Here is a 13,160-nt window from a genome sequence, read left to right on the forward strand (position 1 = left end):
CTTCCCCGCCGTGCACAATGGAAGGCATGGGTCAGAGCGCCGAGTTTGGGAAATTCCTCAAAGCCATGAGGTCACGGCTGAAGCCGGAGGATGCCGGGCTGCCCGGCACAGCCGGCGCGCGGCGGGTTCCCGGGCTGCGCCGCGAGGAGATCGCCCGGCTGGCTGACGTGAGCACGGACTACTACACGCGCCTGGAACAGGGCCGCAACATCCATCCGTCCAGGGCCGTGCTCGATTCCGTGGCGCGGGCGCTGCGCCTGGACTCCAGCGAGCAGGCGCACATGATGGACCTCCTGGAGCACTGCGCCGAATCACAGCGGCCGCCCATCCCGGCCCAGGGTGTCCGTCCGGCGCTGCGCCAGCTGCTGGGTGCCGTAGGGGATGTCCCCGCGCTGGTCCTGGGCCGCAGGAGCGATGTCCTGGCCGGCAACCGCCTGGCCTTCCTGTTGTTTGCCGATTTCCCTGCCATGCCGGCGGGGGAGCGGAACCTGACGCGCTGGCTGATGCTCGAGCCGCGCGCCCGGGACCTGTTCCGGGACTGGAAGACAGTAGCGGCCGAAGCCGTCGGTGCCCTGCGCGTGGACGTGGGCCGGCACCCCAATGATGCCCAGGCCAATCAACTGGTGGGAGAACTCGCCGTGCACAGCGAACACTTCCGCCAATGGTGGGCCGGGCACAGGGTGGCAGCGCCGTCAGCCGGCAGCCTCCGGCTCCATCACCCGGTGGTCGGGGACCTGGAACTGAACTTTGAAAACCTGGTGCTGCCTGACGACCCGGACCAGGTCCTCCGGGTGTTCTCCGCAAAGCCCGGTTCGGCGTCGGCCGATTCCCTGACGCTGCTGGGCAGCTTCGGCGCCGGGGAAACCGAAGGGGCGCCGGGGACCGCGCCTGTGTTTGTGACCGGCAGCGAAGCACTCACTCCTGACGAATAGGCCCTGCAGCCAGCCCTCCGATAGGATGCAGCTACCTATGGAATGGGGGAGCTATGGGCGTTCGTTCATGGGTGGAACGGAAGAGGCGTGTCCTGGCCTCGGCAACCACATTTTCGACACTGGCTGCGGTTGCCGCAGCGGCGGTCATCTATCCGGGATTTACGGTCACGCAGGTTGACCTGAACGACGGCGGCGTCTGGGTGACCAACGCCAGCAAGAACCTGGTGGGCCACCTCAACTACCAGTCCAAGCTCCTCGACGGCGGCCTGCTTGCCGCGAGCCCTGATTTCGACGTGCTGCAGAACGCCGGCACCGTACTCCTCTCGGACCGGAGCAAATCCTCGCTCAGCCCGGTCAGCGTCACTGACGTTGCCCTCGGGCAGCCGCAAGCCCTGCCATCACCCGTGGACGTGAGCTTCGGACAGAAATCCATCGCCCTGGCCAGTCCGGACAAGGGCGCACTCTGGCTGACAAACAGCAGCGCGCTGGGATCCTTCGACGCCGCCTCCGCCGAGCCGGTCCTCACGGACGCCAAGGGCCTGGCGGCCACCGTGGGCCCTGATGACACGGTTTATGCCGCCAACCCCGCCAAGGGCGAGATCATCACACTGAAGCCGGACGCCAACGGTGCCGTCGCATCCCAGGAAGTCGAGCAGAACGCAGACCTCCGGAACATCGAAAACGCCCAGATCGCCGCAGTGGGGGACAAACCCGTCGTGCTGGATCCCGCCACCGGTTCCCTCCACCTGCCCGGCGGGAAGAGGGTGCAACTGGCAGATCCCGCCGGTGCCAAACTCCAGCAGAGCGGTCCCGGCGCTTCCTTCGTGGCCGTGGCCACCGCCGAGGCCCTGGTCAAACAGCCGCTGGACGGCTCCCCAGCCACAGTCACGGACCTTGGGGCCGCGGGAACGCCGGCTGCGCCGGTGCGCCTGGGCTCCTGCCTCTACGCGGCGTGGGCCGGTTCAGGAAAATACCTGCGGGACTGCGACAACGCCAGTGACAACACCCGCCAGGACATCCCCTCTACCGGCGCCCGTGCCGATTTTGTCTTCCGGGTCAACCGCAACGTGGTGGTCCTCAACGACGTTTACTCCGGGGACGTGTGGCTTGTGACCGAAAATATGCGCCTCGTCTCCAACTGGGACGACGTCATCCCACCGCCGGACAAATCGGACGACCAGGACGAGGACGCTGCAGAAAGCAACCCGGTGGACACCCTGCCGGACCGCACCAAGGAAAACCGTCCGCCCGCGGCGGTGGACGATCAGTTCGGCGTCCGCCCCGGCCGCACCACCCTGCTGCCGCTGCTGGACAACGACTCCGACCCCGACGGCGACGTCCTCACCGCCCGGCTGCAAGGCGAGGCGCCCGCCGTCGGAACCCTGCAGAACGTCTACAACGGCACCGGCATGCAGGTGACCGTCCCCGCGGACGCCAGCGGAACGGCGTCGTTCCAGTACCAGGCCAATGACGGCCGGGGCGGGACGGCAACCGCAAGGGTCACCCTGACCGTCAAGGACAGGGCCGGCAATGAAGGCCCCACCCAGAAGCGCGTGCCCACCATCCTGCTGGAGCAGGGAAAGAGCATCAGCCAGAACATGCTCACCGACTGGATAGACCCAGACGGCGACGACCTCCTCCTCATGGCAGCCACCACATCCAGCGAAGGGGACCAGGTCCGGATCCGCCCGGACGGCCAACTCACCTTCCAGGACGTGGGCACCAGCCTGGGAAAGAAGGAAGTGGCCCTGGTGGTGTCCGACGGCCGGGCCCAGACCGAGGGCAAACTGATCGTTGACGTCCGCGCCAAGGGCAGTCTCCCGCCCAAGGCCAACGCCGACCACGCGGCCGGCATCGCAGGGCAGGACCTGGTGGTGTCCCCGCTGGCAAATGACCTGGACCCTACCGGCAGCGGCCTGCGCCTGACCCGGGTGGACAGCCCGCCGGACCTCACCGTCACCCCCGACTACCAGTCCGGAACGTTCGGCTTCCGGGCCGCCAACCCCGGCACCTATTACCTGACGTACCTTGTCACCAACGGTCCCGCCAGCTCCGCCGGACTCATCCGGATTGAGATCAGCCCGGCCGGCGCAAGCGCCGAGCCCCCGGTGGCCGTTGCGGACCTTGCCCTGCTGCCTGTTGGCGGCGAAGTGTTCATTGACGCCCTGGCGAACGACTCGGATCCCGCCGGTGGCGTCCTGGTCATTCAGTCCGTCAGCCAGCCGAAGAACACCGCAATCAACGTGGCCGTGCTGGACCACCACATCCTGCGGATCACGGACGTCCGGGGCCTTACCGCCCCCACGAGCTTCACGTACACGGCCTCCAACGGAGCGGCCAGCGCCACCGGCGAAGTGACTGTGGTGCCCGTCCCCGCACCGAGCAAGCTGCAGCCCCCGGAAGCCACGCCGGATGAGGTCACCGTACGCGCCAACGACGTAGCCACCATCAGCGTGCTGGCCAACGACAGCCACCCCAACGGCTCAAAGCTCCGGCTGAACCCGGTCCTGATCCAAAGCGTGGATCCCGCTGACGGCCTGCTGGCAGTTTCCGGTGACCTCTTGCGGTTCAAGGCCGGCCCCAAAGCCACTACCGTCCACGCGATCTATGCCGTGGCGGGGCCGGACGGTCAGGAGGACTCCGCCCAGGTCACCATCCACATCAGGGGCGGCGGCGCCGAGCAGAACTCCCGCCCGCTGCCGCAGAAGGTCACCGCCCGCGTCATAGCCGGCAAAACCTCCCGAATCAGTATTCCGCTGGACGGAATCGATCCGGACGGGGACTCCGTCACCCTGATCGGGCTGGAGCAGGCCCCGGGCAAGGGCACGGCCGCGGTGGGCGCCAGCTGGATCGAGTACACCGCCTCGCAGAATGCCTCCGGCCAGGACATCTTCTCCTATGTGGTGGAGGACCGTTTCGGGGCACGTTCCACCGCGTCCGTGGTGGTGGGCATCGCCCCGGCACCCGGAGCCAACCAGAACCCGGTTGCGGCTGAGGACACCATCACCGTGCTTCCCGGACGCCATATCGCAGCGGACGTTCTCTCCAACGACGCCGACCCCGACGGCGATACCGTCGTCCTCGTCGGCAACGGTCTGGAAGCCGCGCCGGAACTGGCGGCAGGAGTCAAGGACGGCCGGGTCCAGCTCACCGCACCGGCCGTTCCGGGGACCGTGAATGTCCACTACGGCATCAGTGACGGACGCGGAGGCTCCGCCGTCGGAACGCTGAAAGTGGTGGTTAGCAACGACGCGCCGCAACTGCCACCGGTCGCCCGGGATGACCGCGTGACCTTTGCCGAGACCCTGGGCAAGACGGCCGTGGACGTGCCCGTCCTCAAAAACGACGAGGATGCCGACGGGGTGGCCAGCGAACTCGCCATCAGTTTTCCGCAGCCCGCTCCTTCGGCCCGCGTTACGGACGCCGGAACTGTCTCCGTAACGCTCACCGACGAATCCCAGATCATCCCGTACACCGTCACGGACGTGGACAACCTGTCCTCCACGGCTTTCATCATGCTCCCCGGGATGAAGGACCAGCGCCCGGCCCTGAAGAGCAGCGCCCCGCTGGAAGTCGTCAGCGGGCAGCAGCTCACCATGGACCTGCAACAACTGGTAGTGGTGCGTGCGGGCAAAACTCCCCGGCTCACGCAGGATGCGAAGGTCCAGGCAGTTGCCTCCAACGGTGCGCCGCTGGTCAAGGACGGGACAACACTGCTGTTCACCTCCGCGGACGACTATTCCGGACCGGCAGCCGTCACTTTCGAAGTCACGGACGGCGCAAGCATTGACGATCCCGACGGCAGGATGGCCGTGCTGACTATCGGCATCCGTGTCCTCCCGGATCCTGCCCGCAACCACCCGCCCGTGTTCGCCGGCGGGAGCCTGGAAACAGCGGCCGGTGAGGAAGCGGTCCTTGACCTCCGCCAGGTGGCGAGCGACGTGGACGAGGCGGACAAAGACAAGCTGGCCTTTGCCCTGTCCGGCTCCGCTCCGGCAGGCCTCAAGGTTTCCCTTGACGGAAGCACACTCAAGGCGACAGCCGACGGCGCCCCCCAGGGCGCCAGCCTTCCCGTGGCCGTCAGCGTCACTGACGGCCGCAGCACGCCGGTCAGCGGCACCGTCAACGTCCAGGTTGTGGCGTCCAAGCGTCCCCTTGCCGGCGTGAACGACGACGTGGTGGCCAATGCACGGGCCGGCGAGCCTGAGCGCGTGAACGTCCTGGACAACGACAGCAACCCGTTCCCGGAAACGCCCCTGAAAATCCTCAGTGCCGTCGTCGAAACGGGCACCGGCACGGCCAGTGTGGACGGGGAGGCCATAAACGTGACCCCTGCCGATAATTTCGTGGGGACACTGGTGGTTCGTTACCGGGTCCAGGACAAAACCCAGGACGCTGAACGGGAAGTGGACGGCCGCGTGCGGCTCACCGTCAAGGACAGGCCCGACGCGCCGGCCACGCCCACGGTGAGCGAAGTGCGGGACCGGACCGTAGTCCTGAACTGGTCCCCGCCGGCCAGCAACGGTTCGCCCATCACCGGCTACAAGGTCTCCGGAAGCAGCGGTTTCTCCCAGCAGTGCCCGGCAACCACCTGCACGCTCAACGGCCTGACCAACAACGTTGAATACACCTTTACGGTGATCGCCACCAACGAGGTAGGGGACTCCCCGGCGTCGCCGGCTTCCGCGCCTGCCCGCCCTGACGCCAAACCGGACGCGCCGGCCGAACCCACGTTGGTGTTCGGGGACAAGGAACTCACCGTCAACTGGGCCGCGCCCAACAGCCCCGGCTCGCCGGTTGAAAACTACAACCTGGAGATCTCGCCTGCGCCTCCGGGCGGCAACGTCCGGACCAGCAACATCGCCGGCACCTCGTACCGGTGGACAGGACTCGAAAACGGCACTCCCTACCAGGTCCGGGTCCAGGCTTCCAACAAGGCACCGGAACCGTCTGACTGGAGCGCGTATTCGGCCAGCGAAATCCCTGCTGGCCTGCCTGGGGCCCCGGGAAAGCCCGGCACCACGCGGTCCAGCTCCGGCGGATCGCAATCCATCATGGCCGTCAGCTGGCCGGCTGCGGCGGAGAACGGCGCCCCCATCGACACCTACACGGTGACTGCATTGCAGGGCGGCGCCGCCGTCACCAGCAGCACCGTCTCGGGCAGCCAGCTAAGCGTTGCCATGACAGTGGGCAACTCCGCTACGGACTATACGTTCACGGTGGTGGCCAAGAACAAAGCCGGCAGCTCTGCGGCCAGCCCGCCGTCGGATCCCAAGCGCGCCTTCGGCGCCCCGGGAGCCGTTCCCGCAGTGCAGGCAAGCCCGCTGGACAACGCCGTGCAGCTGGCCTTCCAGCCGGCCGCCGGAAACGGGGCCACGCCCACATACCAATATCAGGTCAACGGCGGCGGGTTCCTGGCCCTCCCGGCTGACAAGGTGGTGCGGAGCGGGGTGCCGAACAACGGCAACTACACCATTGGCGTGCGCGCAGTGAACAGCATGGACGGTGCCACCTTCGAAGGCCCGGTCACCAACTCCAACCAGGTGGCACCGTACGGCAAGCCCTTCGCGGCCAGCATCAACCCCGTCACCGTCACCACGACAGTCCGCTTCGACGTCGGAGCGGTGGCCAACAACGGTCGCGCCATCGTCCGGCTGGAGTACCAGACTTCGGACGGACAATCAGCGAGCCTGGGCGCAGGCGGGGGTTCAGTCACGGCAGGTAACGGCTATGACCAGTCTGTCAGCATCACTGTGACCACTGTGGACGACCTGGGGCAGCGGACCTCCGCCAGCGCCTCCGGCTCGACCGCCCCCGCGAAGTACATGACCGTGCAGAACGGTACCAAGAGCCCCGGGACCTGCGAATGGCCAACGAACCAGACCACGGCGTCCGACACGCCCGCGAACTGCGCCGCGGGCGGCGGCCAGTTCGTGGCGGAGGGAACCAGGGTGCAGCTCCAATGCGTGACGAACGGTGCCCCGTACAGGATCTATGACGGAAACACCGGCCAGGACACGGGCACTACCAGCACCATTTGGTACAAGGCCATCAACAATCTTTGGATTCGTCCCAGCGACGGTCCTGTCGACTCGGGAGTTCCGCCGTGCTGACCGCCGCCGCAGGCCTTGGCCGTACGCTTCTGGCCGCCCGGCCCGCAGCCCTTGAACTGGTCACTGTACTGGGCTGGCAGGTATTGGCCGCCGGACTGGGCTTCGGGATCACCGGTGCCGTCCTGGGCTGGGAGGAAACCATCGCCGCCGCCGCAGCTGCGCTGGCGCTGGTCCTCCTGGCTGCCGTCTTCGTGGTGGGCCGAACGTCCTACGGAGTGGCCATGGACCTCGCCAAGACCCGGGTGGAAGTGGGGGAAATGGCAGTTGGCAGCATCACGGTGTCCAACACCTCGGCACGCCCGTTGCTCCCGGCTGCCATCGAACTTCCGGTGGGCGCCGGCACTGCCTCCTTCGCCGTCCCGCGGCTCAAGCCGGAGGACATCCATGAGGACCTCTTCACCATCCCCACAGCCGTCCGCTCGGTGATCCAGGTGGGTCCGGTCCGGTCCGTCCGCGCGGACCCGCTCCGGCTGCTGAGCCGCCAGGTCACCCTCACCGACGCCGTGGATCTCTTCGTCCACCCGCGCACGGTGTCCCTGGCCGGTTCCGCCGACGGGCTCATCCGCGACCTCGAAGGCCTGCCCACCATCAACCTCACCAACGCCGATGTGTCTTTCCACGCCCTGCGCGACTACGTTCCGGGCGATGACCGGCGCCATATCCACTGGAAAACCACCGCCCGCACCGGGAAGCTCATGGTGCGCCAGTTCGAGGAGACGCGGCGGTCCCACCTGGCGATGGCCCTCTCCACCAACCTTGACGAATATGCTGCCGGCGAAGACCTGGAACTGGCCATTTCCGCTGCGGCGTCCATCGGAAAGCAGGCCATTCGTGAGCAGCGCGAGGTCAGCGTCCTGACCCAGGACGGACGGCTCCGCACCGACACTGCCCGCGTGCTGCTGGATGGCATGACCCGCCTGGTGGGCGCGGAGTCACGCATCACGGCCACCGATGTGGCCCGGCTGACCGGCGATGCCGTCCCCAACGCCTCCGTCATGTTCCTGGTAGTGGGCACGTCCGTTACTTCAGGGCAGCTCAGGACAGCGGCGGCGTCCGCTCCTCCCGGCGTGCGCTGCTTTGCCATCAGGTGCCAGGCGGGTGCGGCGCTGGACCGCCGGGCCATCGGCGACCTGACGGTCCTGACGCTCGGCGAGCTCACCGAACTTCCCCGCCTGCTCGTGAAAGCCGTGGCATGAGGCCGGGTGCCGGCGCGGACCGCTCCACGGGCCGCGCTCCGCGCACACGTCCAGCCTTCCGATCACGCACTGTGTGGCTGGACACGGCCGCGCTCGGCGCACTGCTGGCGGCCGGGATGCTCGGCTTTTACTCCACCTTTGCCGGCGATTGGCGCTTCCTGCTCGCGGGCTTCGGCGGGATTGTCCTGGGCCTGGCAATCGCCCAGCTTTCGGCACGGCACAGATTGGGGATACTGCTAACCCTGGCATTGGCTGTCCTGGCCTACCTGCTGTTCGGAAGCAGCCTCGCCGCCCCGGGCCAGGCCATCGCCGGCGTGCTGCCGTCACCTGAATCGCTGCGGACCATCATTGCCGGCGTGGTCCTCGCCTGGAAGCAGCTCCTCACCAGCGCCCCGCCGGTGGGTGTGGGGAACGGCCTGCTGGTGGTCCCGTTCCTCGGCACCTACGTGGCCGCCCTCCTTGCCGGAACCATGGCCTGGCGGCTGCGCAGGCCTGCATGGTCGGTACTTCCGGCGGCAGGACTGATCCTGCTGGCAACGGCGATGGGCACGCACGACTCCACCCTGGCTTCAGTCCGAGGCATGCTGTTCGTGGCCGTCTCGGTGGCGTGGCTGGCATACCGCCGTCGTGCAGCGGCCGCACCGGCAGCCGTCGTCCGCGGCCAGGCGTCACCGTCGGTGCTGACTGGCGCGGCCAGGCTGCGCCGGGTGCTCTTCCAGGTGGGGCTCCTTGCCATAGCGGGTGCCGTGGCGCTGGCCGCTTCCCCGACACTGGCGGCTGCCACCACCCGCCAGATCCTGCGTGACGTAGTGGTTCCCCCACTGGACCTTCGGGACTATTCCAGTCCGCTGGCCAGTTTTCGGGATTATGTAAAGAACCAGAAGGACAGCAAGCTGCTCGCCGTTACCGGCCTTCCCGAGGGCGCCCGGATCCGGGTGGCAACGCTGGACTCCTACGATGGCGTGGTGTTCGACGTGTACGGGAGCGGCTCCAGTAACTTCTCTCCCATCAGTAACGCGGACGCCATCGGTGCTGCCGGCACGCAGGCCCGCAACGGTGCCGGACAGGAAGCAGGCACAGCGGTGGGAGTCACCGTGGAAGCCTACAAGGGGGTCTGGCTGCCTTCGAGCGGGAACCTGCTGGGCGTCAGCTTCGGCGGCGCCAGGTCCAGGCAACTTGAAGACTCGCTCTTCTTCAGCGCCGCCACGGAAACTGCCATTACCACCGCCAGGCTCCAGGCCGGGGACAGCTACAGCATGGACGTTGCCTACCCCGTGCTCCCCGCTGAGTCCGAGCTGGAACAGGCAGACTTTGCCGCGGTTCCCCTTCCTCCGGCCGAAAGCGTGCCGCAGATCGTGGCGGCAAAGGCCAATGAATTCGTGGGCGATTCATCGCTGCCCATTGAGCGGGTCCGCAAGCTGGAAGCAGCGCTGTCCAAGCAGGGCGCATTCAGCCATGGACTGGACGGTGAGGCACGGAGCCTGTCCGGGCACGGTGCCCAACGCATTTCCGCCATGCTCAGCGCCAAGCAGATGGTTGGCGACGATGAGCAGTATGCGGTGGCTATGGCCCTCATGGCCCGCGAACTGGGCATCCCCGCGCGTGTGGTGATGGGCTTCTACCCGGACCCGAAGGAACCACAGGAATCCGGCACGGTGGATATTACCGGCGACGACGTCCATGCATGGGTTGAAGTGGCATTCGAAGGAGCGGGCTGGGTGCCCTTCAACCCGACGCCCTCCGAGGACAATGTGCCCATCCCTCCTGACCCGCAACCCAAGTCCAAGCCCCAGCCCCAGGTCCTGCAGCCGCCCCCGCCGCCGCAGCCGCCGGCCGAACTGCCCCCGGACTCCGCCCCCGACGCGCAGGACGCCGAACAAAAGCAGCAGGGCTTCTGGGCCTTCCTCGGACCTATCCTCATGGCGGTCGGCGTCGGGCTGATTCCTGTGGCCGTCCTCCTCCTTCCGCTGGCGCTCATTGCCTGGCTAAAGCTGCGGCGCCGCAAGCGCCGCGCCTCCGCGGGCACTGCAGCCGACCGCATCAGCGGCGGCTGGAGCGAGGTCATGAGTACGGCAACAGACCTGGGCACTCGCGTGGCCCCCGGTGCCACCAGGCGGGAAAACGCCGCAAACCTTGCGGATGCGTTCCCCGACAGCGGCTCCGCCACCGTGCTCCTGGCCCGCCGCGCGGACCAGGCCGTGTTCGCGGCGGGGGATCCCACCGACGAGGACATCCGCGCATTCTGGGCGGATGTGGACTCTTCACTGAAACAGATAACGGGCTCGGTGGGCTTCTGGCGGCGGCAGCGGGCCAGGTTCTCCCTCCGTTCCCTGGCGGAAGCCGGCTTGGGCTCGCAGCTTCGGATACTGGCAAGCCCAGTGTGGATCCGACTGGCGGCAGCCGTGCCTCGGCCGCGGAAATCGCCGCCAACGGAAGTGCCTGACGCAGGATCAACTCGGGAGGAACTGACATGAGCAGCAGACGCGGGCCCGCCGCGCCGCCGGCCATCGAGGGCTACCAGTATGTGCAGCACCTGGGATCCGGCGGTTTCGCCGATGTGTACCTCTATGAACAGGACAGGCCGCGCCGCAAGGTGGCCGTCAAAGTCCTGCTCTCCGACCTGAAGACCGACGGCGCGCGGCGCCGGTTCGAGTCCGAGGCAAACCTGATGGCGCAGCTTTCCACGCACCCGTTCATCGTCACGATCTACGAAGCGAACGTCACGGCTTCCGGGCACTCCTACCTGGCCATGGAGTACTGCTCCAAACCCAACCTGGACGTCCGGCTTCGGCGCCAGCGCTTCAGCGTGGACGACGCCCTCGCCGTGGGCATCCAGGTTGCCTCCGCCGTCGAAACCGCCCACCGGGCCGGCATCGCCCACCGCGACATCAAGCCTGCCAACATCCTGGTGACGGACTATAACCGTCCCGCGCTGACCGACTTCGGGATCTCCGGCACCACCGATGCAGCGGCAGACGACGACGGCGGGATGTCCATCCCTTGGTCCCCTCCGGAGGCCTTCCAGCGCTCCGACTCCGACGGCGTGAAGGTGGACGTGTGGGCACTGGGGGCCACGGTGTACACCCTGCTGGCCGGCCGTTCTCCGTTCGCGGTTCCGGGAGGCAACAAGTCGCCGCGGGAACTGATGTCCCGGATCGCATCCATGCCCTTGCCGGACCTCGGCCGGATCGACGTTCCGCAGTCGCTGCAGCAGATTTTGGCCACTGCCATGGCCAAGCAGCCCGGCTCCAGGTACCCGTCCGCCCACTCTTTTGCCCTCGCGCTGCAGCGCGTCCAGGCGGAACTCAGCCTGGCCGTGACACGGTTTGAAGTGCTCGACGACGGCCAGGACGCCGAACACCCGGGCGACGACTCCGCCGAGGACGCAACCCGTATTCGCGGTGTGGTCTCGATCGAGCCGCTGGCCGCACCCACCGGCTCCGCCACGGCGCCCCGGGCCACACCAGGCTCCTGGCCGAAACGACCCGGTCTTCCGGGAACGGGCGGGGACACCACGGTTGCCCGCCGGAACGACGCAAGTACTGCTACCGCCCCGCCCGCTTCGCCGGCGCCGGTCCTTCCCGCTGCGCCGATGGCCCTGCCCGCGGCGCCGCCGCCGTCGGCTGTTCCTGCTGCCGGTCCGGTGACCGCCGCCGGGACGGGATGGGACCGGCCGGCGCCCTTCACCCCTTTGCCGGTGGAGGATACGCAACTTCGGCCCGCTGAACCGGAGTCCGAGCCGGTGCCCGACTCCGATGAAGAGTCCGGGCCTGCACGCCTGCCCAGGTGGCTGCTGCCGGCCGCCGGAGGGGTCCTGGTTGCGGCCGCCGTGATCGGGGTGGTGGTTGTCAATGGCGTCCCCACGCCTCCCAGTGCGCCGGAGACCGCGGCTGTTCTTGACGGACCGCTGGACCCGGTCGCCCCGGGTAGCGCAGTTCCGGCGCCGGCCAAGCTGGCGGGAACGAAGGCAGGCGCAAGCGTGACCTTCACCTGGGAAAACCCCGCCCCAGCCGAGGGCGACGTGTACATGTGGCGGGCGGTGTCCGTGCTGAAGACGGGCGAGTACAGCAGTTCAAGCGAAGCCCGGGCGGTGCTGGCCGCCAGCCCGGACGAGCAGACCTGCCTCGAAGTGGTGATCCGCCGCAGCAACGGCCAAGCCACCCCTGAACCGGCTAAGGCCTGCGTTCCCTGACCCGTCGGCCCATCACCGCGGCGACCGCTCACCGCCGTAACTGTGCACTTGCCTGATGTGCGGCACTGATTCTGGATGAACGCCCATTGGGGGAGTGCGCGCGGTTTCCTAGCCTTGGGATAGACCTTTTTCACTACCAAGGATGGGATTCAACGATGAAGCGCATCGCACTGCTCCGAGAGCGCGTGGCCACCGCCGGCGCCACAGGAACCCACTGCCCGGTGTCCGGGCTGTGGGCTCCTGACGACGCACCGCATGACGGACAGACGTTCTTTGAAGGACACATTTTCCCGTCCTACAACGGCTCGCCCACCGTATGGCGCCGCGAGACAGCGGGCGTTACCTCCCGCTGAGGCGCTGCCGTGCCGTGATTGGCGCTGCCGCGCTGCCGCGCTGTAATCAGCGGTGTGTTGCAGTGCAGCGCTGCCCAAATCAGCGCTCCAGGCGGAAGCCCAGTTTGATGGTCACCTGCCAGTCGGCCACCTTGCCGTCTTCCAGGTGCCCGCGGATTTCCTTGACCTCGAACCAATCCAGGTTGCGGAGGGTCTTCGCGGCCTCGGCGATCCCGTTGCGGACGGCGTCGTCCACGCCCTCATTGGAAGTTCCGACAATTTCAGAAATGCTGTAGGTGTGATTCGACAACTTCGCTCCTCATAATCTCCATTGACACCCGGAACTGCGGGCCGTCCCTGCAGATTAGCGGACGGTGGGCGGAACGCCTAGGGTT

General features: G+C 67.5%; 7 protein-coding genes. 6 read left to right on the forward strand and 1 reads right to left on the reverse strand.

Features of this window, described 5'->3' with window-relative positions:
• Positions 1-26 precede the first annotated feature (26 nt).
• From J2805_RS02745 to J2805_RS02770, 6 genes are all read left to right on the forward strand, one after another.
• A complete protein-coding gene (locus J2805_RS02745) occupies positions 27-932 on the forward strand; it encodes a helix-turn-helix transcriptional regulator (RefSeq protein WP_309968765.1) in 906 nt (301 codons plus the stop codon).
• A gap of 53 nt (positions 933-985) precedes the next feature.
• Positions 986-7,045 (forward strand): Ig-like domain-containing protein, encoded by a 6,060-nt coding sequence (locus tag J2805_RS02750; RefSeq protein WP_309968768.1) that lies wholly within the window; start codon positions 986-988, stop codon positions 7,043-7,045.
• The gene (locus J2805_RS02755; protein ID WP_309968771.1) at positions 7,039-8,241 is read left to right on the forward strand and encodes a DUF58 domain-containing protein; all 1,203 of its coding nucleotides are present in this window, start codon (positions 7,039-7,041) and stop codon (positions 8,239-8,241) included. Before J2805_RS02750 ends, J2805_RS02755 begins: the two co-directional genes overlap by 7 nt.
• Positions 8,238-10,715, forward strand: a complete 2,478-nt coding sequence (locus J2805_RS02760) for a transglutaminase-like domain-containing protein (protein ID WP_309968774.1) — start codon at positions 8,238-8,240, stop codon at positions 10,713-10,715. The genes J2805_RS02755 and J2805_RS02760 overlap by 4 nt, the downstream gene beginning before the upstream one ends.
• Positions 10,712-12,433, forward strand: coding sequence for a serine/threonine-protein kinase (locus J2805_RS02765; protein WP_309968777.1), 1,722 nt, complete (start codon positions 10,712-10,714; stop codon positions 12,431-12,433). The genes J2805_RS02760 and J2805_RS02765 overlap by 4 nt, the downstream gene beginning before the upstream one ends.
• Before the next feature lie 155 nt (positions 12,434-12,588).
• On the forward strand, positions 12,589-12,786 hold the full coding sequence (locus tag J2805_RS02770) for a hypothetical protein (RefSeq protein WP_309968780.1): 198 nt from the start codon (positions 12,589-12,591) through the stop codon (positions 12,784-12,786).
• A gap of 79 nt (positions 12,787-12,865) precedes the next feature.
• Here the strand turns inward: J2805_RS02770 and J2805_RS02775 are convergent, their stop codons facing one another.
• Positions 12,866-13,075: a dodecin gene (locus tag J2805_RS02775; RefSeq protein ID WP_309968783.1), complete on the reverse strand. Its 210-nt coding sequence runs from the start codon at positions 13,073-13,075 to the stop codon at positions 12,866-12,868.
• Between the last annotated feature and the right edge of the window lie 85 nt (positions 13,076-13,160).

The sequence above is a fragment of the Arthrobacter oryzae genome (assembly GCF_031454875.1).
In the GTDB taxonomy this organism is placed as follows: Bacteria; Actinomycetota; Actinomycetes; order Actinomycetales; family Micrococcaceae; genus Arthrobacter; species Arthrobacter oryzae_D.

Bases quoted from the DNA above. Each gene is read 5' to 3' on its own strand.
- J2805_RS02745 (WP_309968765.1), top strand. From the start codon at position 27: ATGGGTCAGAGCGCCGAGTTTGGGAAATTCCTCAAAGCCATGAGGTCA.
- J2805_RS02750 (WP_309968768.1), top strand. From the start codon at position 986: ATGGGCGTTCGTTCATGGGTGGAACGGAAGAGGCGTGTCCTGGCCTCG.
- J2805_RS02760 (WP_309968774.1), top strand. From the start codon at position 8,238: ATGAGGCCGGGTGCCGGCGCGGACCGCTCCACGGGCCGCGCTCCGCGC.
- J2805_RS02765 (WP_309968777.1), top strand. From the start codon at position 10,712: ATGAGCAGCAGACGCGGGCCCGCCGCGCCGCCGGCCATCGAGGGCTAC.
- J2805_RS02770 (WP_309968780.1), top strand. From the start codon at position 12,589: ATGAAGCGCATCGCACTGCTCCGAGAGCGCGTGGCCACCGCCGGCGCC.